Genomic DNA, 23,928 nt, shown 5'->3' with positions numbered 1-23,928 from the left:
GACGGAATGGACGGGAGGGGATGGAGGGGATGGAGAGGGTGGAGAGGACGGGAGGGGAACCGGTGAGCGGCCGAGTGAGTCCGACCTGGGACATGACCGAGGGAGCTGACCATGACAGACCCGCTTGACCAGCGGGCCGGACGCACCACGCCCACGGGGGAGCAGGGCCGGCACGGCGACGCCGGGAGCCGTCCCGTGCACCGGGGGCCGGTGCGGGTGACGGGCGAGCTGTGGCGCCCGGAGCCGGGGGGAGGCCAGGGCCCGTACGCCGAGCAGGAGCTGCATGGCGATCCAGATCGGTACGCCCATCCAGATCTGGGCGCTGATCCGGGTCCGGGTCCGGATCCGCAGGCCGGCCAGGGTTTGTACGAGGTCCCGGAAGGCGCCGCCGCGCGTGAGCGGTTCGCCGAACGCCCCAGTTCGCGCTACGGGCCCCGACGCGCCCACGCCCGGCAGCCGAAGAAGCGCAGGAGGCTGCGGCGGGCGGTGCTCGTCCTGCTGGCCGTTGCGGTCGTCGCGGCGGGCGGCACGTACGGCTGGGCCGAGACCCGGCTCCAACGTGACGTCGACCTCGGCGCGTACGGGAACCGGCCGCCGCCCGGCGAGGGGACCAACTACCTCATCGTGGGCTCGGACAGCCGCGACGGACTCTCGGACGGCGACGTGCAGGACCTGCACGCCGGTGGGGGTGGCGGCCGGCGCACCGACTCGATGATGCTGCTGCACTCCGGGGCCCGGGGAACCAGCATGGTCAGCCTGCCGCGCGACTCCTGGATCACCGTGCCCGGCCGCCTCGACACGTCGACGGGCAAGACCAAGCGGCCTGAGGGGGACAAGCTGAACGCCGCCTTCTCCTACGGCGGCCCCGAACTGCTCGTGCACACCATCGAGAAGAACACCGGGCTGCGCATCGACCACTATGCGGAGATCGGCTTTGCCGGGTTCGTGAACATCGTCGACGCCATCGGCGGCGTCCGGATGTGCCTGGACCGGGACATCAAGGACGAGAAGTCGGGCGCCGACCTGCGCAAGGGCTGTCACACCCTGAGCGGCAAACAGGCGCTCGCCTTCGTCCGCCAGCGGCACCAGGAGAGGGAGGGCGACCTGGGCCGGTCGAGGAACCAGCAGAAGTTCCTGTCGACCCTCGCCCACCAGGCCGCCCAGCCCGACACCCTCTTCGACCCGACGGAGATCGGTCCAGCCATGGAGGCCGGGCTCGACACGCTCATCGTCGACAAGGACATGAGCCTGCGCGATCTCAGCCGGATCTTCCTCGCCGTACAGAGCGTCGCGGGCGGACACGGCAAACAGGTCAACGTGCCCCTGTCCGGCATGGGTGTTCCCACGCCCAAGGGCAACGTACTGAAGTGGGACGCCAGGGGGGCGGCCCGGCTCTTCGACGACCTGCGGTACGACCGGCCGGTGACGGAGACGGGGAAGACGCACCGGCACCGGGCCGAACGGTGACGGCGGGATCGTGAGGGCCAGCAGCGGCCCCACCATCAGAGCGCGGGCGCCGCGCCGCCGCGCCGCGCGGTGTATGGACCCGGGAGGAGGCGGCCGACGTGCTCGGTGGTGAGTGGCGGGTGCTGTTCAGGGGTATGGCGGGAAGCAGCGGTGACGGGGGAGCGGGTCTCTTCCAGGGGTGCGAGGGGCCGTAGGGGTGCTTCGTGCGTCTGTTTGTCACGCACCTGACGGGGGCGCGTCTGTGTGGCGCGCGAAGAGAGAGGCGCGGAACGCCATGCAGAGAATCATGCAGAGAACCTCCTTCCGTGGCTTCTTCCGTATCCGTCTCGTGTTGCCGGCCGCCGCGGTGGCGTCGGTCATGCTGGGTACCGCGGCGAGTGCGGCCGTGCCGGCGGACGTGTCGCACGGCGTTCCGGCCGGGGCGCGGGCACCTGCGGCGCGCGGCTGTGCCATCGTCTACTTCGATCTGGGCGAGACGCTGGTGCACACGGCCGCGGACTCCGGCATCAGCTACCTGCCGGGTGCTGCCGCGTACCTGCGCACGTTGCGGGAGCGGCACATCGAGGTCGGGCTGATCACCAACGTGCCGTCCTCGTGGGGCAAGACGGACGCCGAGCGCGCTGCCGCCCTGAAGAAGGAGGTCGACGGCGCGTGGAAGGGGCCCGTTCCGTTCGCCTGGGAGGACTTCGGCGACCGTATTCTCACTCCGCGCACCGAGGCGGAGCGTAAGCCGGCGGCCGTCCTCTGGAAGCGCGCCAGGGCCGCGGCGCACGGCTGTCGCCTCGTCTACGAGGGGGAGACCGCCAAGGAGACGTACGTGGCGGCCTCGCTCGGTTACGTGGCCTATCAGGTCGGACGGCCCTTCCGTCCCGCCTACCTCCCGGTCCGAGTGATCGAGTGCCTGGCGTACGGCTCCCGCCGGCCCGCCTGAACAGGTGCGTCTGCGCCCGGCTCCTCCGTCGCCTCAGAATCCGGCCGCTCCGCCGCCTCCAGGGCTCCAACGCCCTCCGTCATCCCCTCCGCACCGCGCCGCGGCCTCATGCTCCGCAGGACCAGTTGGAAGGCGCCGAGCAACACCGCGGTCGCCAGGGCGCTGTGCCAGAGCAGGGCGTCCAGGTGGCCTGCGGAGAGGTAGGCGCCCACGGCGACGGCCGCCAGCGCGCACACCGCGCGGTCCACGATCGACTCGACCGACAGCAGCGTCGCCCGTGGGGCGTCGGCAGGTACGGCATCGTTGACCAGCTTGCGCTGGACGGGATAGGCGAAGCCGGCCGCGGCGGCGAACACGCAGAGGAGAGCGACGACCGCCCAGGGCCCGCCGAGGGTGATGCCCGCCAGGGTGCCCGCGAGAACCAGGCTGAGGACGGAGACCCAGGCCACCGGCGTCAGGCGGCGGCCCAGCCACTGGGGGCGTGCCGAGCCCACGGCCTCCGCCACCGTCATGGCGGCGAGTACCCCGCCGTGCGCGGACTCGCCGATGCCGTGGTCGAGCAGGATCGGCTGGAAGAGGTTGACCTGGCAGATCCTGGACAGGGTGAACACGGCCACGCCCTGGACCATGACCAGCGCCAGCCACGGCGAGGAGGCGACGCAGCGCAGCGCTGCCTTCGCGTCGCCCAGCGAGGTGCCGCGCCCGCCTCGTGGCGCCCGGGGCTTTCCGGTCCGGCCCGGCGAGGCCGGGGCTTTCCGGTCCGGCGAGGCCGTGGCGCGAATCCTGGCGGGCGTCGCAGCTCGGGGCAGGGCGATGACGCAGATCAGGGAACCCGCCGCGCTCAGGGCGCTCAGGAGGTACGGGGCCGGGTGGACGAGGACCATCAGCGGCCCGACCAGGGGCCAGCACAGGATCTTCGCGGCGAGTCCGAGTGCGCGGGCGGTCCCCTCCGCCTTGAGGTAGTGCTCCTCGCACCGCTCGTCGCGCAGCCCGTCGTACAGGTAGGCGCTGGCCGCGCCCGAGGTGAGGGAGCGGCCGGCGGCGATGGCGAGGAAGTGGACGAGGAAGCCGGAGTACGAGGAACTGACCACCGGGGCGAGGTTCGCGGCCGTCATCACGACGGCGCCGGCCCGCAGGCAGTTGCGGGTACCGATCCGGTCGGCGATCAACCCGGTCGGGATCTCGAAGAGACAGAAGGCCACGTAGTAGATGCTCTGGATACCGAAGATCTGCCCGTCGGAGAGCCCGGCGTCCTTCTGGTAGGCGTAGAACACCGGCATCCACCACAGCAGGTTGAACAGCAGCTGGAAGCCGTAGTTGAGCCGGACGATACGCCGGGCGGTGCCGGTCAGGGGCGTGGCCGCGGGCCGCGCCGCGGAGCGCGGGAGGCGGGGGCTCACAGCGCGTAGGGGCGGATCTGGACCAGGCGGAAGTCGCCCTGGTCGGTCAGCAGCCACTCGATGTCCAGGGGGTCGTCCACCTCGGGGGCGCTGAAGTGGGACTGCAGCAGCCGGCCGGTCAGGGACAGGTCGGCGAGCCGGGCCCGTGTGGCGGCGGGCAGGCCCTCGCGCCACGAACCGAGGGCGACGGTGCGCCCGCCGCCCTCGACGGTGTTGTAGAGGTACTGCTGCGGCAGTACCTCTCCCTCGACGACCTGTTCGGGCGAGCCCGGCGAACAGTTGAGGTAGACGTTGCGGAAGTCCTCGCGCCGGGTGGGGTCGCAGGTCACCAGGACGCCGCCGAGCGCGGCGGGGACGTACTCCTGGATGATCACGCCCATGTAGGTGTCGTCCAGGGATATGCCCACCTGGTGGCGCAGCCGCACACTGCGCGGCGAGAGCAGGGAGGCCCACACCTGCCGTACGGCGTCGAGGAGTTCGCCGGTGCCGCGGACGGTGGTGACGGAGTCGTAGACCCCTGCCGCGGAGAAGCCCGGCAGGTCCTCGGCGTTGGAGGAGGAGCGCACCACGAGACGGCCGCCCGTGGCGAGCGGGGCGGGGAAGGACCGGGTGATCTCCCCGGCGACGGCGTCGGGCATCGCGGTGTGCCGGATCAGATGCTGGATCTGTAGGCAAAGCGGGTCGAGGACGTCGGTGGCGTCGAGTTCGAGCGCCATCTTCAGCTTTCCGATGCCCTGCTGGAGCGCGGGGGAGGAGATGAGGAAGCGGTGCAGGAGGGAGAACGGCAGGGCCACCCCCTCGGGGGCCTCGACGGTGCCGGCCACGAAGGAGGCTGCGGCCGCGCGGAGTTCGGTGGCGGAGGGCGCGTTCAGGCCGAGCCGGGCCGCGAGGTGCCCGTACAGGTTCTTACGGGGCGGGCGGGGGCGGCCGTAGAACGCGGTGAGATCGGCCGTGCGGCTGTCGAGCACGTGGTGCAGCTCTCCGAGGTTGGCCGCCTTGGTGCCGTAGCGGTCCCGGTCGGCGCTGCGCAGCCGGTGCAAGGAGAGTACGGGCGCGTCCTCCAGGAGCGGCGGTTCCAGGCGGATGCGCTGCTGATGCCAGGCAGGGGCCCGCAGCTCGGGGGCCTGTTCCAGCCGCTCCAGGGTGATCTCGTCCTCGCGGACCCGGTAGCGGACCCAGGCGCCGTTCAAACCGTCCTGCTGGACGAGCTGTTCCAGGTCGCGGACGATCGCGTTGGGGATGCCCCAGCCGGAGGCGAGGACGTTGGTGTGGGACAGCGGGGTGATGGGCGCGGTGTTGATGAATCCGGCCACCCTCTGGATGCCGTCCGGCAGGCAGGGCATGGCGACGATGTCCGGCCAGCCGAGCCCGCCGGCGGCCGCCTCGTACTCCGCCACGTCCCGGAAGCAGTGCAGCCGCCCGGTGGCTTCCCCGACGTTGAGCGGCGTACGGACCCGGGCACCGAAGAGTTCGTGACTGAGGATGCGCGGCACCCGCTGCTCGCTGATCGCGGTCAGCTCCTCCTCCTGACCGTGGTTGGCGGGCTTGAGCAGGAGCGGGAGCCTGCCGTCGACACGCTCCCGTACGAAAGCGTGGAAGAACTCCAGCAGCTCCCCGTGCATGGTGTCGGCCTCGGTCGTCTCCAGCACGAGGAAGGTGCGCTCGCGGCCCTCCCGGTCCTCGTCGGTGTGCAGGGACAGCACCCCGAGCAGGAAGCGGCGCTCGGGGTCCATGTAGACGGACGCGTTGAACTCGTCCAGGGAGGCGTCGAGTTCGTCGAGACCCATGCCGAGGACGCGGGTGGCGATGTAGTTGACGTGGAAGGGGTGTGCGGCCGTGTCGAGCAGGTGCCAGGTGGCCTCGGCGCGGTCGACGACGACCTTGAGGTACGGGTGGCCTGCCAGAACGCCGGACAGCGTACGGAACAGCGGCAGCGAGAGGTTCTCGCCGATGACCGTGCGGTCGGTCGCGGGGTCCGCGACAGCGACGGGAAGCTGAGTGGTGGTCACGCGGAGGCTCCCTCGGGCTGGGCGGCCGGCAGGACGCGCGGGCGGGTGGGGGACGGTGCGGCCACGGACGGGGGCCCGGCGGCCGGAGACCCGGACCGCGGCGCGGCGGGTACGGCGGTCGGCAGCACGTCGGGCAGCGCGTCCACCAGCGCCGTGAAGTCGCGCAGCACGGTGCGCGCGTCGGCAGCGGAGAGCAGGCACAGGGCCGCCATCGTGTTGGCACCGCCGGCGGGGTCGTAGACCGGCACGGTGCTGCCGTCGGGCAGGGAACTCTCCGGTACCACCGAGAGCGTGCTGCCCCCGCTCAGCGCGACGGCCTCCTTCACCACGGGGAAGTCCCACAGTCGGCGGTCCCGCCAGGCCGCACCGTGGCCGTCCACCGCGAGGACGACGAGGGAACCCGCGGCGCCCCGTGCCTCCTCCGGGCCGAGGACCCGCGCGGGCCAGGCGACCGGACGGCCCAGAAGATGGTCCACGAGCATGCCGACGACGTCGAGCCCGAACACCTCCTCGATCTGCGGGACGGTCATCGCGCCGCCGAACCGGGCGGCCGTCTCGATCAGCCACATGCGCCCGTCGGCACCGAGCTTGATCTCGGTGTGGGTGCCGCAGTCGCGCAGGCCGAGGGCGTCCACGGCCTCCCGGGCGAGGGCCACGACACGGTCCTGGAGATCGGCGGGAAGCAGCGCGGGGGTGATGCCGGCGCGCTCGGTGAACGGCTCCACCGTCGGCATCCGGCCGCTGACGCAGACCGGCCGGAAGACGCCGCCGGTCACCACGCCCTCGACGCTGACGTAGTCGCCCCAGCCGGGCTCGTCGAACCATGCGGCGGTGTCGCCGGTCACGATCTCCTCGACCACGAAGTGTCCCGCGGCCTCGGCCACATGAAGTTCGGCGAAGCCCAGCCGGGCGGACAGCGCCATGGTCTCGCGCGAGCGCCGCCAGGCGGTGTCGGCCTCCTGCGGGGAGCCGATGATCTGATGGGCGGTGGAACCGGCGCTCCAGGCCGCCTTGAGCAGCAGGGGAGCGGTCAGGGTGGCGACGGCCTCGTGCAGGTCCGCCTGTGTGGTGACGGGGCGGAACGCGGGCTGCGGCAGGCCGTGCCGATGCCAGGTGTGCCGCATCATCCGCTTGTCGCGGGCGAGCGCGGCGGCGTCTCCCGCCCCGGCGAGACCGAGCGCCTCACACGCCTCGGCGACAGCCACGACCGCGTACTCGGAGAAGGTGAGAACCGCGTCCGCGCCGACGGCTTCGGCCCGCGCGACGATCAACGAGACCAGGTCGGACCGCTCCGCGTCGGTGGGCAGCACGACCGAGGCGCACAGGCGCTCCGCGGACGCGGCGACCGACGGCACAAGCGCGCTGAGCGCCAGCAGGTGCACGTCCGCCCGCGCGGCTGCCCGGGACAGGACATGACCGAGCGGCGGACCGCCCTTGGCGTGCACCAACAGCACCGTGCTCACTGAAATTCGTCTCCCATCGCTTGTCTGTTCACTTGTCTGTCCGGGGTGTTGGGCGTCCGGGGTGTCGGGCGTCCGTCCGGGGCGTTGGGCGTCCGTCCGTGGCCCGGACCCGCTGCCCGGCCTGGCGCCGCCCGCCGCCCGTCGACCGTGACCGGGACACCGTGACGCAACCCGCGTAGAACACGTCGGGTAACCGGTGACACACACAAGGGAATCAGAAGGCGGATGCCGGAAGTGCCACCGGAGGCGGGTGCCAATCAGGCAAATGCCAAAGTCGTGGACACCGTTGGAGTACGGACGAAGGGCGTGGATCACCTATGGCGAGCCGCCCCGGCGACGCGCTCACGTATCGCAGTCGGCCGATAACCGAGCATGGCCGGACGCCGCACGGGATAGGCATCGCCATGTCACTTCCCGCCGCCCGGTGTGGACATGGACGGAAAGGCCGTCGTGGACGATCCCGGTCTCAGAGCACTGCTGGAGCACCTCCCCGTGTCCTGGTGGGAGGCCGACGAGCAGGGGCACGTCAAGGAGCGGGGCGGCGGGGCCTTCGCCGACCTGCCCACCGCGCAGCGCTTCCTGGACCGCGCGCGCCAAGAGCTGTCCGCTCAGGGGGATGCCCTCCAGGACGGCCACCCCGTGGTCCGGTTCGACGGCCGGACCTTCAACGTGAGACGGCCCCAGGACGGGAGCCGGGGCTGGACGCGCGGGTTCGCGATGGAGGCCGGCGCGCAGCCCGCGGGCGGCCGGCCGTACGCCGCATTCGCGGACTTCGCCGGTTTCGCGCCGGCCGCGGCCTTCCTCCGCGACCGCGACGGCCGCTACTTATGGGCCAATCACGCCTACGCGCATCTTTACGGCACCACACCGGAGCGGGTCGTCGGCAGCCGTATCGAGGACTTCGACACCCCCTCCGACGCCGCCCAGTTCCGGGCCCTGGACCAGGAGATCCTCAGCCGCGGCAAGCCGGTCCGCCACCACCTGCGCTATCACCGTTCGGACGGCAGCACAGGGCAGGCGGCCGGCCACCGCTTCCCGGTCCAGGAGGACGGCCGGACCTGTGTGGCCGGGATCTATGTCGACATCACCGACCACGTCCGCGCGACGAGCCAGCGCCAGGAGGCCGAGGAGAACCTGCGCGCGCTGCGGGATTACAGCGGTCTGCCCTGCGCGCTGCTCTCGGTCGGCGGCCGTATCGAGCAGGCGGGTACGGCCGCCGCCGAACTGTTCCGGACACGCCTGTCCGACCTCGTCGGCCGCCGTGCGCACACCCTGCTCGCCGCCACGCCCGACCTCCGCCCCCTGCGTCGCGCCTGGGAGGGGCTGATCACCCGCCGCATCAGGCGGGCGGAGACCTCCGCCGTCCTCCTGGACACGGAGGGGCGCCAGCGCCGCGCGCAGCTCCACCTGTCCACGGTGAGCGGGCCCGTCGGCCGTGTCGCGCACGTGTGGGCCGTCGTCACCGACCAGAGCATCGCCCACGAGGCCCACCCGCCGCTCACCGCCGCGCAGATCCGCATACTGTCCCTCCTCGCCGGCGGCAGCACCAACGGCGAGATCGCCACCTCGCTGAAGCTCTCCCGGCAGGCCGTCGACTACCACCTCAGCCGGCTCCGGGACCTGCTGGGCGCCGAGACCAGGCCCGCCCTCGTCGCCCGTGCCTACGTCCTGGGCATCCTTGCCCCCCGCGCCTGGCCGCCGCGCCCGGCCGCGACCCGCGATCCGCTCGGCTCGCGCTGAGATGTGCGGGGTGGGGGCGGGGCCCCGGCCGTGGCCTCACCCCGGGTCGGGGATGTCGGGGACGGCCGGAGCCTGCGCCTGCGATGGAACTGAACTGAACTGAACGGATACAGATACGGATGCGGATGCGGATCTAGAACACGTCGCGCAGGGTCTCCAGGAGGCGCGCGATGTTCGCCTCGTCCCGGCGGTAGTAGGTCCACTTGCCCCGCCGGGTGGCGACCACCAGCCCTGCTTGCCGCAGCATGGCGAGGTACTGCGAGGTGGTTGACTGCCCCAGACCCGCACGCTGCTGGATGTCGGTCACGCAGACGCCGATCTCGACGTCGCCGGGCTCCTGGCCGGGGAAACTCATCGGCTCCTTGAGCCACACCAGCATCTGGCGGCGGGCCGGGTTGGACAGGGCCCGGAACACAGCCAGCAACTCCGCCTCCGAAAACACGCCGTGATCGTAACGCATGCACATATTGACGATTCGCGATACGTCGATCTAAGTTCACCGCATGCCGACTTCGATGCGCGTGATGGAACTCGTCCGCTTCGGTGCCGCGGAGGCCGCGTTCGCCACCCGCGAGCTGCCCAGACCCACTCCCGGACCCGGTCAGGTGCTGGTGCGCGTGTTGGCCACGTCCGTGAACCCGCTCGACCTGCAGACCCGGCGCGGCGACTACCGCGACCAGGTGGCGCTGCCCGCGGTGATCGGCAACGACGTGTCCGGCGTGGTGGCCGGGACCGGCCCCGGGGCAGGCGACTTCCAGCCGGGCGACGAGGTCTGGTACCTGGCACCGATTTTCGCCGGACAGGGAACCTACGCCGAGTTCCACGTGGTCGACCAGGCCCTGGTCGCCCGCAAGCCCGCCCGGTTGTCGCACGTCGAGGCCGCCGGTCTCGCGCTCGTCGGCGTGACGGCGTGGGAGGCGCTGGTCGAACGCGCCGGGACGCGGGCCGGGGAACGGGTCTTGGTGCACGGCGGAGCGGGCGGGGTCGGGTCGGCCGCCATCCAGGTCGCCCGCGCGCTGGGAGCCGAGGTGGTGACCACCGCGCGGGCAAGGGATCACGAGTTCGTCACCGGACTGGGAGCCGACCTCGCGATCGACTTCTCGGCGGGAGACTACGTGCCGCAGGTCCGCGCGCTGGGCGGCGTGGACGTCGTACTGGACACGGTGGGCGGGGACACCCTCGCCCGCAGCCCGGAGGTCCTCGCCGACCGGGGCCGCGTGGTGTCCGTCGTGGACATCCCCGAACCTCAGAACCTGCTCGCCGCGTGGGGCGTGAACGCGACCTACCACTTCCTCTTCGTCAGCCCCGGCCGGGCAAAGCTCGCGGCCCTCGGCCAACTGGTCGACCAGGGCGGACTCCGGCCGGTGATCGGCGCCGTGCTACCGCTGGCCGACATCGCACAGGCGCACACACTGCTGGAAGGCGGCTCTGCCGACGAAGGCCGCAGACGCCCACGAGGCAAGATCGCCCTCGCTGTACACCCCCTGGACGAGCCGCCTGTCGGGACAACGCCTTTGCCTTAGAAGAGTCAACACAAGGCTTGGACTCGTTGGCAGACGATGACGCCGGTCCATGCGGGATGGCCGGCTCGCCCCGAGTCATCGCGTGCGGGGTCGCTGCGGGGAGCGGAGTACGAGCAGGGTGATCTCGCTGGGAGCGAAGATGCGGAACGGCGGGCCCCAGAAGCCGGTGCCGCGGCTGGTGTAGAGGAGGGTGCGGGCGCCGTGGCGGCTGAGGCCGGCGAGGGCGGGCTGGTCCATGCGGACGAGGTGGTGGAAGGGCCAGATCTGGCCGCCGTGGGTGTGGCCGGAGAGCTGGAGGTCGATGCCGTCCGCCGCGGCCCGGTCGATGAACTTGGGCTGGTGGGCCAGGAGCAGGACGGGCAGGCCGGGGTCGGCGCCGTGCAGGGCTCCGGCGAGGTGGGCGCGGTGCCCGGCCAGGCCGGAGGACTCGGCGGTCACGTCATCCACTCCGGCGATCACCAGGGTGTCGCCGCCGCGTTCGAGCAGCAGATGACGGTTGCGCAGCGGCTCCCAGCCCAGTTCGTCCATCAGGTCGACCCAGCCCTGGGCCTCGCTGTAGTACTCGTGGTTCCCGGTGACGTACACCCGGGCCCGGGTGGCGCGCACGGTGCCGAGCGGAACGGCCTGGGCACGGCGGCGTTCGGCCGTGCCGTCAGCGATGTCGCCGGTGTGGCAGACCAGATCGGCCTCCAGGGTGTTGACCTTCGCGCAGACCCGCGCCGACCAGCGGGCGCGATCGAGCGGGCCGTAGTGGGTGTCGGTGATGAGGACGACGCGGGTACCGTCCAATCCCGCTCCCAGGCGCGGCAGCCGTACGTCGAGCTCGCGCACCCGTGGCACCCGGCGGGCCTCGGCGTACCCCCAGACGAGCAGCACGGCGACTACGCCGAGGACCGCCCAGGTGACGATCCGGGCCCGGCTCTGCCCGTCGCCTGCGCCGGCCACGGTCAGGGCGAGGCGCAGCAGGACGCCGAGCAGGACGGACCAGGTGAAAAGTACCCAGCTGACCCCGAGGAGGGTGTCCCCGACGATCGCCGCCCGGTCCTGCTGGCGCCGGCCGTGGCCGCGCACCATCGCGAGCGGCATACCGATCAGACCGAGGACGAACAGCGCGGTGCCGCCCAGCACCACAGGGAACGGCCAGTGCTGGCCGGCGTGCAGCAGCACCCAGCAGGGCACAGCCCACAACAGGATCGGGACGATCGACGGGGCGTAGCGCATCAGGCGGCGCAGCCGGCTCTGCCGGGACGCGTGCGCTGTACCGTCCGCGGACCGGGTTTCGCTGGTGTCGGTCACGCTTCCCCTCCTCAAGTAACCGGACTGCCGGACCGGACTGCCGGACCGCACTGCCGAGGCGGACTGCCGAGGCGCGCACTGTATCCGGTCGTCCTGGTCATGGCCGAAGCCGCTCCCATGGCGCTGAGCATGCCGGCTCAGCGCATCGAGCAGCTCACCGGGCGGATCGACGAATCGTGCGCGGCCTTGGAGGCGGTTCAGACGGTCGAAGTATTCGCGCGGGTGACGGCCGTGATCGCCGGGGCCCTGGTGATCACGATGGAGGACAATCCTGAAACGCCGCCACAGCGAGACGTCATTCGTCGCCTTGTACGGGGTAAGCCCCGATGGACATTTCTCGGGGTGCGAGTGGTGCTTCGGCTCACTCTCGGAGGGTCCGGCAGGTCAACCCGGCACTCCATCGCATCGTGCGCACCCGCCTTCGGCAGGATCCCGGTACCCGGACCTACTGTGAGCGGCGCACGGCGGGAGTCAAGATCCGGCGTGAGATCCTCGAACGCTACACGGCGGCGAGTTCTCTCCTTGGCCCGATCCGACAGCACACTCCGCGAAACGCCCTAGCTGTGTATGCCGCGAACCTTAGGTCCATCTCGGGTGTTTCGGGGGAATCGGCAGGAGCGGATGTCCGGAGTTTCCGGGCACGGGCCGACCTGCGGACGTCCGGGCCCGAAACGGCCCAAGTTCTCTGCTCTCGTGGCATTATGGGAAATTCATGGCACGGGAGGGGCACTGGTGGGCAAGCGAAGTGTGCGGAAGATGCTGGGGCGGATGGTGGGCGAAGAGCCCGTTCAGGTCACCAGCGCCATGGCGTCCATGAGTAAGCTCGCCCGACTCGGGGCGTTGGCCCAGCAGTTCGGGTACGACTACGCGTACGTGAAGCAGGGGGCCGGGCCGCGTGGTGACGGATACGTGATGACGCTCGTGCCCGACCCTCGTCCGGAGGCCCGCGAGCGGGCCACCCGTAACCGGGCGCGGTATCCCGACGCCGCTGACGGCGGCGCGCTGCCGCCCGTCGCGCCCGAGGCGGTCCGGCTCTTCAAGGCACGCATCGCCTACGACCTGGCCTCCAGGCTGACCGAGAAGCGGATGCTGTGGCTCGCGGGCGTCGCGTTCACGTTGCTGGCCGGGGCCTTCGCCTTCCGGTTCCGTGCGCACCCCACCGCTCTCGTCGTGGCCGCCGTCGGCTGGGCCGTGATGATGGCCGTCCTGCCCGTCGGGGTCTTCGTCAACCGGCGCTACAAGGAAAGGAACTCCGCCATGCTCCGGGCGGCCGGATTCGCGGCGGTGACCGACGCCGAGGGAAAGCTTCGGTACGTGCCGCCGGGAGGGCAGTTGCCCGGGCGGGTGAGGGCTCTTCCCCGGGAGCGCTAACCGCTGTTCCGGGGTGCCGTCAGGCCCGTATCCGCCGGCCCGCCGCCTACCCTCGCGTTTATGTCGACACCTCGCATTTCGTGGCTCGGACACTCGCTTTCGCGCCACCCGTGTGTCCTTGAGCTGTTCCGGAGTGTCAAATCATGATTACCGTTCGTGGTGCCGACGGGCGTGTCGGCGCCCGGCTTCTGCTGTCCGGCGTGTCCTTTCACGTGGCCCCCGGCGACCGCGTCGGGCACCACCCGGCGACCCATCCGGCACGCCACACCGAGTTCTACCGGCTCACCGCCCGAAACCGGGTATGGCTCGCCCGCCGTAATCTCCCGGCCCTTCTGATCCCCGCCAATCTCGCGACCTGGGCAGCATTGACGGGATGGCGCGTACGGGGCCGGGACGCCTCACGAGCCACGGCCTCCGGCTTCCGAGAAGGCCCGCGCACGAACCCCGGCACACGGTCGTCCATGAGCCGGCGCACCGTGGGACGGCTGACGCGCACGTCCCCTACCGACGCGTCGGGCCGCTGGAGCATGTGATTGTCCTCCGGCGGCTCGTGACACGTCGACTGAGGGCCCACGTATCGCCGTATGGATAAGGCAGGCGTGATTGTGGCGGCGGGCCTTCGGCGCCACATATCCGGAATCCCTTTCATCTGAGGCGAGGGCATGGGGCGGTCCCCCCCCACGCCGGGCGTTCGTCGACAACGCAGTTGTACGACCGGTCAGCGGTGTCTTAGTGTCCGGGCAGCGACGTGTAGCTCAGCAGCAGAGCACCGGGCTCTGGCCCCGGAGGGCGCAGGGGCAGGACCTGCCACGCCGGCCTATGAACCATCACGCTGACCAGCAGCAGCCCACCGTGACCCCGTCCTACCCGGCGGGCCAGTTGGACAAGGCATTCCTGACCGCGCTGACCCATAAGGACGCCGTGGCCCGCCGCCGGGCCGCGGAGCGCGTGCGGCGCTGGCAGGACGTGCTCGCGGGCATGGCCGACGGTCGGCTGACGGTCGGCTCGCGTACGCCGGTGGCCGGCTTCCCGGCCTGGGTGACCTTGGAGGTGGTCCGCGGCGGCTTCGCCACGGGCGCCCCGGCCGCCGGCGGCCCTCTCCAGCCGTACGAGCAGGAGGCCGCGCGCCGGGCCGGGGTGCCGCAGGACCGCCGCGCGCTGTTCGCCCACTGCCTCACCGAGCCCGGCCTGACCCGGCTGTACGCACTACTGGACAGCGGCCGCTACGAGATCACCGTGCCCGAGGAGGCCGCACTGCTCACCGTGGCATGGCTGGTGCGCTCCGGTGACATCACGGGCGCGCTCGTCCTGCTTGATGAGCTGTGGCCGTTCGCGGGCACGCTGCGGTTCCTCCCGCGGCCCTCCCCGAGGCCGGCCCCGGACGCTGCCGCCGTGCACCGGCGCACGGTCGCCGAGGCCAGCTGCGCCCTGGCACGGCGGCGGCCGCACGAGGCGGTCGAGGCACAGCGGGAAGCACTCGCCGTCTGGCAGCCGTTCGGCGACGAACTGCTGGCGCACTGGCTCCAGATCATCACGACGGACCGCGAGCCCGACCGGGCCCCGGATGCCGCCTGGCACGAGCGCGGCGCGGTCCTGCTGGAGCGCTACCGATCGCTTGCCGCAGCGCATACCCGCTGCGGCAAGCACCGCAATCCCAAGGAGAACCTGGGCATCCTGCGTGGTGCACTGGAGGAGGCCGTCGCCGGGCGTCCGCTGGACGCCCGGCGCCTGGGCCTGCTGCGGCACGCCGTGGCGGCCATGGTGCGGCGACGCGGCCGCCCCGGCTCCGAGCGGCACACCGCGCTGCGCCGGGAGCAGGCGCTGCAGGCGGCGCTGCCGTCTCATCACGCTCTGGCCCAACTGGTGCTCCGCCGGCTGTCCGAACTCCCGCAGGACGTCGGGACGGCCGATGTCGCCCCGCTTGTCGCCCCGGTGTCCGAGGACGAGGCGCGGGAGACCGGGCTGCCCGTCGGGGCGTCGGTCCCGGCGGCGATCCGGCGCAATGTCGAAACCGCGCTCAGCGCGCCGGTCGGCACGCTGGTGGCCCAGGGCGTAGTGCCGTCGCCCGAAGTGCTGGCCGAGCTGGTACCGCAGCTCACCGCGGCCACCACGGCGCAGGCGTACCAGGATGGGGCGCTGCGCACGCTGATGGCCGCGACCTACCGGGCCTTTCGCCACCGCCGTTCGCTGCTGCTGGTCAACCTGCAGCGGCAGGTACGGGTCGATGAACTGCCCTGGGTGCGGGCGGTGGCAGAGCAGCGCGCCCCCGCAGCGGTCCGCCCGCCGGCGCGCACCGCACTGCGGCAGCTGGGTGAACTGGCCGTGCAGGGCTTCCCCGCCACGATCCTGCCCAACCCCCTCGTCCGCGAGCTCGGCGTGCTGGCCCGCCAGGCCGAACTGGACGCGCCGCTGGTCGAGGAGCTGGCCGCGGACATCTTCATGGGCACCTTCACCCCGAAGTTCCTCGCGGCGGCGCAGGTCGCCGGTGAGTTGCTCGGCGGCACACTGTACGAGCGGTACTACAGCATCGACTACGCGGCCGTGCAGCACCTCGCGATCATCGAACCGGACGGGACACCGTCGCACCGGTACGCGGCGCGGACGTCCCCCGGATTCGCGCGGCTGTGCACCGAACGGGCCGGGACCGGCGGCCCCGAACCGTCATGGTCGGTGGCGGCGAACGGCGCGGTGATCGAGCAGGCCCAGATCCTGACCACCCACAATCTGGCCACCCTGGTGCACCGGGTGGGCATCGCCCCCGAGCCGGGCTGGCCCGACCTGGCGCGCCGGTGCTTCGCCGCGGTGTGCCGGCTGACGGCCCGGGTGCACGGCAACCCGCGCCCGCTGGCCACGGTCAAGGAAGCGGCCTACGCATGGCGGCAGATGGTCTTCCACCTGTCGCTGTGCACCCCCGACGAGCAGCGGCATGTCATCGGTGGCCTGGAGGCGCAGACGGCCCGCCGCCCGGGGCACGTCGCTGCCCGCCTCGAGCCGGCGCTCGCGGGGCTGCGGTTCGTGGCCGACGGAGGTGCCTTCGACACCGACGGCACCACGGACAACGGCCGTACCCGGTGCTTCCTCGGATGGGCCACCGCCGGTGGCCACTGGCTGTGCCATCGCCCTCATTGACTTACTGCGGCTGCCCTTCTCCTCGGCGCTGAACGCTCACGGCTCGCGCAGGAGCAGCATCGCCAGGCCCTTCGCATCGCGCGGCTCGGCGCTGTGAAACCCGTCGGCCAGGGCCTCCAGTTCGTCTTCGTCCAGGGCGATGTGGCGCCGCTCGTCGGGCGTGTTCGTGACGGTGGGGGTGATGACGACGAGCGCTCCGCCCTGGCGCAGCCGCGTGGCCAGGCGGTGCAGGACCCGGGCGCGGTCGTGTAGGAAGGCGATGGACCGCCCGCGGTGTGATGAGGTCGTAGCCGTCCTCGGCCGGATCGGACAGGTCGTCGTGCTCGATGTCCAGGCACAGCCAGCGCACCCCCTCCACCCCGGCACGCTCCGTGCTCGCCCGCGCAAGGGCACCGTCGGCGAAGTCGGCGCCGTCGACGGCGTACCCGAGCGAGGCCAGGAAGGCGGCCAGCTCTCCGGTGCCGCAGCAGGCGTGCAGGGCCCGGCCCTGCTCGGGCGGTGCAGCGCGCTCGATCCGGGCTTCTTTTCCTCGTCCCCTAGCGGCCGGAATCCGTGGCCGTCGGTGTAGTGCTGGGACCAGTCCTTGCGGGTGTAGCCCACAGAGTGCTCCTCGTTGGGTGAAAGGCGGGTGGTACGGCGCGGCTGCGGTCGTTCGGCGGGACCGCTCGCGGACTGGTTCGGGAAGGCGGGCGATTCTTTCCGCGTCATCCGCATCGGCGCGGGACTGCCCTCGAAACCCAGCTCGCGGTAGAGGGGTGCGGCCTCGTCGCCGGCGTGGAGGCCGACCAGCGTGACGTGATCGGCGTGCAGGCGATCGAGCAGTGCGGACACGACGGCTCTGGCGTAGCCGCGGCGCCTGAAGTCCGGCTGCGTGGCGACGACGCGCACGCGGGCGGCCAGGCCCCTGGGGTGGGCCGGCGCCGGCAGTACGGGGTGGATGAGGCCAAGGGCGCAGGCCGCGAGCGAGCCGTCCGGGACCTCGATCACGCAGGCTCGCGCGTCGCCCGCCGATGTCAGCCGCGATGCCGGCTCGTTGGTGCACCACCGGATGCGCTCCTCGCTCAGGGGCTCGGACGGGACGTAGGCGGAGCGCAGCCGGTGATGCCTTCGGCGTCGGCTGGGCCGGCCGTACGGACTGCCGGTGGCCCGGGGGCGGCCGGCACGAGGCGTAGACGGTCGGCGCCCGGGTCGTGGGCGATGGCATCACCGGGCCGTTGGAAGTGGACCGCGAGCCGGGCGCCGGCCACGTATGCCTCCAGGCCGGCACGGCAGAAGGCCACCATCTTCGCGGGCAGAGCATCCAAGGGCACCCAATTCATCGCGTCACACAGGTCCGGTTCCGCGATCCGGGGCTCGCCCTTCCACTGCCGCACCTCGAAGAAGAAGCCGGTACGGCAGGCCCCGCCGGGGCTGCGATGGTGCACGGTGACGGCGGCCCGCACATCCGCCGGGTCGATGACCACGCCGGCCTCCTCCAGCGCCTCCCGCACCAGGGCCGTGACGACGTCCTCGTGCGGGCCGTCCAGGTGCCCGGACGGCAGATGCCACAGCCCGCTGGCATACACCGGGCCGGCCCGCCGCGACAGCAGGATCTCCGGCCCGCTACCGGACTGCCGCCGCAGAATCAGATGGACGTCCAGCGGCTCGGCGTGCCGCTCTGCCGCTTTGTGCCGTTGCGGGCGCACCCGGCCGGCCGGTATGCCGACCGGGGAGTGCCGGGCCGCATGCCGGCGGATCAGATCGGCGGTACCCGGGCTCAAGCGCAGCCGGTCCAGCATCTCGGGGGCGAACCAGCGCAGCAGCACACCCTCCTGCAAGTCCACCGCATCCGGATCGCCGCTCCAGCGGGCCGCGTAGACCTGAACCGGTACTGTCAGCCCCTCGACGCTCGTCGCATGCTCAAGGGCGTACGGGGCCAGACCGACAGGTTCCAGGCCAGGGGTCTCCTCGGCGAGCTCCCTTCGCAGAGTCTCCTCCAAAGACGCGTCGTCCACGTCGCATTGGCCGCCGAGAAGGGCAAACGTCCCCGGCTGCCAGATGCCGTCGAGCTGGTCCCGCAGATGCAGCAGGTAGCGGCCGTGGCCGTCGTGGAGCACCACGCAGGCGCTGACGGGCTCCGGCCGCCCGTCGAGTCCCTGGGCTTCGGCCGCCAAGAGCTTGGTGCGCAGGGTCGGCGACCCGACGTCTGCGAACGTCGGCCACTGGGCACCGCATACCTCGTCGTCCTGCAGTGCCAGGGGCGGTGGCTGCTCGGCGCTGAGGCAGAAGGCGAAGCGGAAGTCGACGTGCTGGTGGGCGGGTTCACCCTTGGCTGGATCGGTATCGATGTCGTGGATGTCGATGTCGATCGGATCACCGAGGAACTGCCGGGTCAGGCACAGGTCGCCGGGGCACAACCCGGCTTCCTCGCACACTGCCCACAGGGCCGCGGCCAGGAGGGTCGGGCCCTTCTCGACGTGGCCGCCCGGCGCGAGCAGCTTCTCCGATGCCTGGTGCCCGGTGTGCAGCACCCGCCGATCACGGTCGATGACGACCGCACTGCAGGTGACGTGGCAGGGCATCGTGGACCGGTGATACGGATCATCACTGCCGTCAACGACGGACAGCAGCCCGGCCAGAGCAGCTCGCTCATCGGGATGCCGGGCCAGATACGCCTCCACGGTCGCACGGATGTGGGAGCGGGTGGGCGGCACGTGATCACCTCGGGTGGGGTGCTCGGAGGGGTGCGTGGCTGACGACGTAACCGTCTCGGCTGGGCCGTGCGGAGCCCTACTGGGACCGCTCATGAGCACCTTCCGCGGCTCTCGTCGTCCGCCCCCGCAGTGACCTGATAGGACAACAATTGCCTGAACAGCCCGGCTTGTTCGGCGAGGTCGTGGTAGGTGCCCTCCTGCACGATGCTGCCCTCGTCGAGGACCACGATCCGGTCGGCAACCGCCACGTTGGTGATGCGATGGGTCACCAGCAGCACCACCCGGTCCTGGGCGAGGTCCCGCAGCCGCTGGAAGATCCGGTACTCGGCGCGCGGATCCAGGTTCGCGGTCGGCTCGTCGAGCACCAGCAGCCCGGCCTCGCGGAAGAACGCCCTGGCGAGAGCGACGCGCTGCCACTGGCCGCCGCTCAGCTCCTCCCCGTTGAGCCACTCGCGGGCCAGCAGCGTGTCCAGACCGGCGCCGAGCCGGCCGACGACCTCGTCGGCACCGGCGGCCTGGCACGCCTCCCACACCGCGGCGTCGCCCCGTGCTGCGGGCTGCCCCTGGGTGATGTTCTCGCGCACGGTCAGCGGCCAGTGCGCGTAGTCCTGCGGGACCAGGGCCACCTGCTGCCACAGCTGATACGGGTCGGCCTCGCCGGTGGGTACGTCATCCCACAGCACCTGCCCGTCCGTGGGGAGGTACAGGCCGCTGACGAGCTTGGCCAAGGTCGACTTCCCCGAGCCGTTGAAGCCGACCAGGGCGGTGACTTCGCCCCGGCGCAGAGTGAGCGACACATTCGACAGTGCGTCGCGGTTTTTGCCCGAGTAGCGGTGGGTGACCGCTTTGATCTCGATGGTCTTCGGCGGCTCGGGACGGCGCGGGCCGCGGCGCATCCGGTAGCCGCCCGCCTTGTCGAGGAAGCCGCTCCAGTCGTCCATGTACAGACCGGTGCGTACGGCGCGCGCTCCGATGGCCACCAGCCCGCGGACCGACTGGCCGGCTGTCTGCAGGGCGAAAACTGCCGATCCGGCGTGCCCGACGCTGATGCGGTCGCTGGCCAGCAGCCACACGACCGCCGTCCACACCACCGCCGACAGGAGCCCGCCGCACAGCGCGCCGACCAGAGACATGCGTGCCCCCGTGTCGGCGGCGGCCCGGTCCTCGCGGTTGATCCGGGCGACCGTCTGGCGGTAGCGGCCGGACAGGAAGGGGCCCATGGTGCCGGCGCGGATCTGGTCGGCCGCCTCACGGGTGAAGATGTGCCAACGAAGTACCGACAGCATCCGCTGATCGCCGTTGCTTCGGGCGTTCGCCAGATATCGCACCCGGGCGGCGCTGACCTGGGCCAGGGCCTGCGGCAGGCTGGCCGCCATCAGAAGCGGGAGAAGGACCGGGTGCACTCCGGCGAGCACGACCGCCCCGGCGAGGAAGCTGGCGCTGGAGGCGATCAGGTCCTGGCCCTCGTCGATCAGGTCACCGGTGACCTGCGCTCCGCGGTCGGCGGCTTCACGGTCGCGGTTGAAGTCGGGCTCGTCGTAGGCGCACAGCTCCACCTCGGCGCAGCCGGTGAGCAGCATCTGCTCGGCCTCGCGTGACATCAGCGGGCCGAGCCGGGAGGACAGCCAGCTGACGGTGATCCCCATCAGGGCGCGGATGCCGGCGGCGCCGGCCAGCAGGGTCACGGACGGCCATGCGTGCAGGATCCGGTCGTAGACGGCTCCGGTGGCCAGCAGGGCGCTGAGGGTGCCGGTGATGGCGACCAGGCCGAGAGCCTGCATCACACCGGCTGCGGCCTGACACAGCAGCAGGCCGACGGTCGCTCGCCGGTCGACCCGCCAGGCCAGAGCCAGTGACCGCCGCACCAGCTGCGGCAGTCGTCGGGCCATGTCGCGCATCCGGATCGAGCGGCCGGTCGCCTCATGGCGGCCGGTCAGGTCGACGTACCGCATCTGCGGCTCGCCGTCGGGCTGCGTTGCGGCTTCCGACTCGGCTTTCGGAGGCGCCGTCTCTCCGGACACTGCGTCTGCCGCGCGTGGGGCGGTGCGCGGCTCGGGGACGCGGTCGGCTGGTGCATCGGTGGGCTCGCTCACGCTCCCCACCTCGTATCCGGGCGCCCGGTACGGATGACATCGGCGGCGCAGCGGGCGCGCGAGGTGGCACCGGCCCGGGCTCTGAAGACAGTGACCAGGGCGGCAGGGCCAGGGGAGGGGGCAGCAGAGCGGGCGGGAAGAGGGTGCATGGCGGTCTCCAGGAAGGGGTGGTCCGGGGATGTCATGGCGTTCAACGAGAGCCCGCGCGCTTCGAACACAAGTGTTTCGGACGCAGTGCAAGCCTTGGGAATGCGCGGGAGCGCTCCTTTGCCGAATACACCGACCCTTGCCAGGGGCGGGTCGTCCTCCGACGTGACCATGGCCGAAACGCGGATTTCGGGTGTGCAGCAGCCGTCGGCCGTCACGTGGCGCAGCCGTACCTCTCGTACAGGGGGAGCTGGATATCAGGTGTGGTCTGTCGCCCGAATGCGGGTGCCGTGGGTTCGCTCGCAGCCATGTTCGAGAGAACTGCGTCCGCCGAGATCTCGCGCCGCAGCTCGTTCCCAGGCGTTACCAGGGTGGCGAACGCGACAGCATGGGCGAACTCGCCACCGAAGCGGCCGAAAGCGCCGGCAGTCTCGGCACCCGCTCCCTTTCGTCGGAGAGGCAAGGACGGCGCATGGGGCGGGTGACGCTGGGGATTCAACGAGGGGCGGAGCAGGCCGAACAGCAGCCGGCGGGAAGCCAGAGCGGCGTCCAGGTAGACGTCGACGCTGCCCGGGCCGGCGCGACGGCCTGCTGCACGCCGATGCCGTACCGCTCGGCGTACTGCCGCAGCCACACCTCGGCAGCCACCACCAGGCGCAATGAGCGTCTCAGGCCGGGCGAACCGAGCAGCTCGCCCCCAGCAGATCACCGCTGGGGCCCGCTGAGCAGGGCAAACTTCCTGAAGAGCCCCACCCAAGAACTCAAGGTGGTCGCCCCGCCGCCTCGCGATTCACACGATCCCCGGCAGAGTCACTCACTGAGCAGCGGGAAGACGAGCGCCCCCGACCGGCTCCGGGCCCGACGTACGGCGGAGGAAGCCGCCTTCCGGGAGGAGACCGCTATGCGCGGCGGCCGCGAGTTCACCGGGTTCCACATTGAGCGACCGGAGGCCGGCCGATGACACCGCCGACAGCTTCCTTCTCTCGCCCGCGCCCGGCCCTGCCCCCGGTAACCGTCCGCGACGAGATGGCCGAGGTGCTGCGCAGGGCAGCGACGGAACCCAGGCGTGTCCGTGTCCATGACGGTCGCGTGGACCACGCCGCCCGCGAAGAGCGTCCCGGTCGGTGGAGCATGGCCTGCGGCCGCCTCACCCGTGCCCGCCCCGGTCAGCCGCCTCGCGGGCCTGCCCGCCAGCGCCTTCGTCGTTGTTCGCGCGGAGCGTGAGTTCGTGCCACGATCGCTCGTTAACGGGGCGGCGCCGGGCGGCGACACGCCACCCGGCGCGGGCACACCTTGGTAGCGGCGCGCGGCGAGCAAGTGCGTACTTCCAGGTGGGAGTCAGGCCATATGGTCTGGCAGGAGGGGGCGGCTTTGTGGCCGGATGGCGGCGAGCTTGTTGGTGGGGTCTGGCGGCTGCCGGTGCTGGTGTGGCGGTCGGGTTGCTGGTGTGGGTGTCGGCCGCGGACCTGGAACGGTCGAGTCAGGCATGGGGGGGGCCGGTTCATTGGCCGGAGTCTTGGCGCTGGGAGTCGCCCTGCGGCAGCTGAAGACATCAGTGGTCCGGTCACCTGCCCAGGTTCCGCCAAGGTCGGTGCGGGCTGAAGGCGGGTCGAATGCCGCGGGCAGGAGCATCCGAGACTCCCAGGCACGGACACCACGCCCAGGGCGGGCACGGCGCGGACGCCCCCCGAAGCGGCTTGTCGAACATCCCCCGGACTGCGGGTTTCATCGGCCGCACCGGCGAACTGGAGATGCTGGATACGGCGTTCACCGGCCCGGGTGCGGTGGTGCTGCACGCGGTGTACGGGCTGGGCTGGGTCGGCAAGAGCGCACTGGCCGCGCAGTGGGCCGCGCACCGGACCACCGCCGTCCTGCGCTAATGGATCACCGCTGACAGCTCGGCAGCGGTCGACAAGGGCCTCGGGGATCTGGCCGTCGCCCTGCAACCGGGACTCACCGAGCTGCCCACGAAGCTGCAAAAGGAACGCGCCCTGCACTGGCTCGCCGGCCACCATGGCCGGCTGATCGCGCTGGACAACGTCGGCCACCCCGACCACATCCGCCCCCTCGTTGACCGGGTACCGGGCGGCCGAATCCTGGTCACCACCCGCCGGGCGACAACCGTCTACCAGGCTCTTTACCCGCCAGGCCGCGGCGAGCTGCTGCGAGAGCTCGCCGGTGCTCTGTGCGCCGGCCGCGCCCGGCGCCGGCCCCACCGTCGAGCCGAGGTTCGCCGGCCCCGTTTCGCCGGTTCGCCGGACCGATGGTCATGATCATCGGACAACCGGATCGCTTGAACCCGGCACCGCAGAACCGCCCGCCCGTTAGCCTCGAAATGGTGCCGCTGACTGGCGGGAATGGTGAAGTCCCACTGGAATATCGGCAGCCGCTGCCCCAGGACAGGAAGATCGTGGGCGGTTTTCGCGGGACGACGCCGGGAGATAAGCGGCCGCGCGGAAGGTGCCCAGAGGTATGGGGCAGCGCATAATGCCGGACGCTCTTCAGCGGCACCCGTCATCGAGTGACGTCGGTTCCGGTGCGGGGATGACGTCGGGAACTCGCCAGATGCGGCGGCAGGTCCTTTGACATGCTGGCTCCGGCGCACGCTCCGCCTGCCGGGTTCCTGGAAGTGCAGAAGTCGACCCGGTGCCGACGGCTGTCGGATT

General features: G+C 71.6%; 15 protein-coding genes and 2 pseudogenes. 8 read left to right on the top strand and 9 right to left on the bottom strand.

Annotated features, from left to right (window positions below; all coding sequences use genetic code 11):
- Positions 1-111 precede the first annotated feature (111 nt).
- Positions 112-1,467, top strand: coding sequence for an LCP family protein (locus tag A6A06_RS25915; RefSeq protein ID WP_338015952.1), 1,356 nt, complete (start codon positions 112-114; stop codon positions 1,465-1,467).
- Between the two features lie 286 nt (positions 1,468-1,753).
- Entirely contained in the window at positions 1,754-2,398 is a 645-nt protein-coding gene (locus A6A06_RS25910) for a hypothetical protein (RefSeq protein ID WP_073763802.1), read from the top strand.
- Here the strand turns inward: A6A06_RS25910 and A6A06_RS25905 are convergent.
- Genes A6A06_RS25905 through A6A06_RS25895 form a run of 3 tightly spaced genes read right to left on the bottom strand, consistent with a single transcriptional unit; the run spans position 2,341 to position 7,270 of the window.
- Positions 2,341-3,798 carry an MFS transporter gene (locus A6A06_RS25905; protein ID WP_073763800.1) on the bottom strand — a complete coding sequence of 486 codons (1,458 nt, stop codon included), beginning with the start codon at positions 3,796-3,798 and terminating at the stop codon, positions 2,341-2,343. The two genes, A6A06_RS25910 and A6A06_RS25905, sit on opposite strands and share 58 nt — an antisense overlap.
- Positions 3,795-5,807: a PEP/pyruvate-binding domain-containing protein gene (locus A6A06_RS25900; protein ID WP_073763798.1), complete on the bottom strand. Its 2,013-nt coding sequence runs from the start codon at positions 5,805-5,807 to the stop codon at positions 3,795-3,797. Before A6A06_RS25900 ends, A6A06_RS25905 begins: the two co-directional genes overlap by 4 nt.
- The gene (locus tag A6A06_RS25895) at positions 5,804-7,270 is read right to left on the bottom strand and encodes an ATP-grasp domain-containing protein (RefSeq protein WP_073763796.1); all 1,467 of its coding nucleotides are present in this window, start codon (positions 7,268-7,270) and stop codon (positions 5,804-5,806) included. The genes A6A06_RS25900 and A6A06_RS25895 overlap by 4 nt, the downstream gene beginning before the upstream one ends.
- 432 nt (positions 7,271-7,702) lie before the next feature.
- On the opposite strand from A6A06_RS25895, the gene A6A06_RS25890 reads away from it, so the two are divergent.
- Positions 7,703-9,010, top strand: a complete 1,308-nt coding sequence (locus A6A06_RS25890; protein ID WP_199931149.1) for a PAS domain-containing protein — start codon at positions 7,703-7,705, stop codon at positions 9,008-9,010.
- A gap of 133 nt (positions 9,011-9,143) precedes the next feature.
- On the opposite strand, the gene A6A06_RS25885 is transcribed toward A6A06_RS25890, so the two are convergent.
- On the bottom strand, positions 9,144-9,452 hold the full coding sequence (locus A6A06_RS25885; protein WP_073764613.1) for an ArsR/SmtB family transcription factor: 309 nt from the start codon (positions 9,450-9,452) through the stop codon (positions 9,144-9,146).
- A 61-nt stretch (positions 9,453-9,513) separates the two neighbouring features.
- On the opposite strand from A6A06_RS25885, the gene A6A06_RS25880 reads away from it, so the two are divergent.
- The gene (locus A6A06_RS25880; protein ID WP_073763794.1) at positions 9,514-10,533 is read left to right on the top strand and encodes a zinc-binding dehydrogenase; all 1,020 of its coding nucleotides are present in this window, start codon (positions 9,514-9,516) and stop codon (positions 10,531-10,533) included.
- 75 nt (positions 10,534-10,608) lie between these two features.
- On the opposite strand, the gene A6A06_RS25875 is transcribed toward A6A06_RS25880, so the two are convergent.
- On the bottom strand, positions 10,609-11,829 hold the full coding sequence (locus A6A06_RS25875) for a metallophosphoesterase (protein ID WP_073763792.1): 1,221 nt from the start codon (positions 11,827-11,829) through the stop codon (positions 10,609-10,611).
- An 813-nt stretch (positions 11,830-12,642) separates the two neighbouring features.
- On the opposite strand from A6A06_RS25875, the gene A6A06_RS25870 reads away from it, so the two are divergent.
- Both A6A06_RS25870 and A6A06_RS25860 read left to right on the top strand, forming a co-directional pair.
- Positions 12,643-13,200 (top strand): hypothetical protein, encoded by a 558-nt coding sequence (locus tag A6A06_RS25870; protein ID WP_199931148.1) that lies wholly within the window; start codon positions 12,643-12,645, stop codon positions 13,198-13,200.
- A gap of 819 nt (positions 13,201-14,019) precedes the next feature.
- On the top strand, positions 14,020-16,329 hold the full coding sequence (locus A6A06_RS25860; RefSeq protein WP_073763788.1) for a hypothetical protein: 2,310 nt from the start codon (positions 14,020-14,022) through the stop codon (positions 16,327-16,329).
- Between the two features lies 1 nt (position 16,330).
- On the opposite strand, the gene A6A06_RS43790 is transcribed toward A6A06_RS25860, so the two are convergent.
- The 4 genes and pseudogenes from A6A06_RS43790 to A6A06_RS25845 all read right to left on the bottom strand — a co-directional run bounded on the left by A6A06_RS43790 (position 16,331) and on the right by A6A06_RS25845 (position 20,974).
- Positions 16,331-16,768, bottom strand: a complete 438-nt coding sequence (locus A6A06_RS43790) for a hypothetical protein (protein WP_338015956.1) — start codon at positions 16,766-16,768, stop codon at positions 16,331-16,333.
- A 350-nt stretch (positions 16,769-17,118) separates the two neighbouring features.
- A pseudogene (locus A6A06_RS43785) lies at positions 17,119-17,316 on the bottom strand (GNAT family N-acetyltransferase); the annotation flags it as partial.
- Positions 17,317-17,390: 74 nt separating this feature from the next.
- Positions 17,391-19,022 (bottom strand): NUDIX domain-containing protein, encoded by a 1,632-nt coding sequence (locus A6A06_RS43780; RefSeq protein WP_073763783.1) that lies wholly within the window; start codon positions 19,020-19,022, stop codon positions 17,391-17,393.
- An 89-nt stretch (positions 19,023-19,111) separates the two neighbouring features.
- A complete protein-coding gene (locus A6A06_RS25845) occupies positions 19,112-20,974 on the bottom strand; it encodes an ABC transporter ATP-binding protein (protein ID WP_073763781.1) in 1,863 nt (620 codons plus the stop codon).
- Positions 20,975-22,959: 1,985 nt separating this feature from the next.
- Between A6A06_RS25845 and A6A06_RS25835 the strand changes: the two genes are divergently transcribed.
- Together A6A06_RS25835 and A6A06_RS44010 are read left to right on the top strand one after the other, a co-directional pair.
- Positions 22,960-23,142 (top strand): hypothetical protein, encoded by a 183-nt coding sequence (locus A6A06_RS25835; protein ID WP_073763777.1) that lies wholly within the window; start codon positions 22,960-22,962, stop codon positions 23,140-23,142.
- Between the two features lie 240 nt (positions 23,143-23,382).
- A pseudogene (locus tag A6A06_RS44010) lies at positions 23,383-23,508 on the top strand (IS30 family transposase); the annotation flags it as partial.
- Positions 23,509-23,928 lie beyond the last annotated feature (420 nt).

It is taken from the genome of Streptomyces sp. CB02923 (assembly GCF_001905005.1).
Classification (GTDB): domain Bacteria; phylum Actinomycetota; class Actinomycetes; order Streptomycetales; family Streptomycetaceae; genus Streptomyces.
The sequence above is the reverse complement of the archived record's forward strand: the minus strand, read 5'-3'. Positions and strand labels throughout refer to the sequence as shown.

Excerpts from the sequence above, each read along its gene's own strand:
- A6A06_RS25880 (WP_073763794.1), top strand. The coding sequence starts at position 9,514 with ATGCCGACTTCGATGCGCGTGATGGAACTCGTCCGCTTCGGTGCCGCG.
- A6A06_RS25915 (WP_338015952.1), top strand. The coding sequence starts at position 112 with ATGACAGACCCGCTTGACCAGCGGGCCGGACGCACCACGCCCACGGGG.
- A6A06_RS25870 (WP_199931148.1), top strand. The coding sequence starts at position 12,643 with ATGAGTAAGCTCGCCCGACTCGGGGCGTTGGCCCAGCAGTTCGGGTAC.
- A6A06_RS25890 (WP_199931149.1), top strand. The coding sequence starts at position 7,703 with ATGGACGGAAAGGCCGTCGTGGACGATCCCGGTCTCAGAGCACTGCTG.
- A6A06_RS25860 (WP_073763788.1), top strand. The coding sequence starts at position 14,020 with ATGAACCATCACGCTGACCAGCAGCAGCCCACCGTGACCCCGTCCTAC.
- A6A06_RS25910 (WP_073763802.1), top strand. The coding sequence starts at position 1,754 with ATGCAGAGAACCTCCTTCCGTGGCTTCTTCCGTATCCGTCTCGTGTTG.
- A6A06_RS25845 (WP_073763781.1), bottom strand. The coding sequence starts at position 20,974 with ATGCGGTACGTCGACCTGACCGGCCGCCATGAGGCGACCGGCCGCTCG.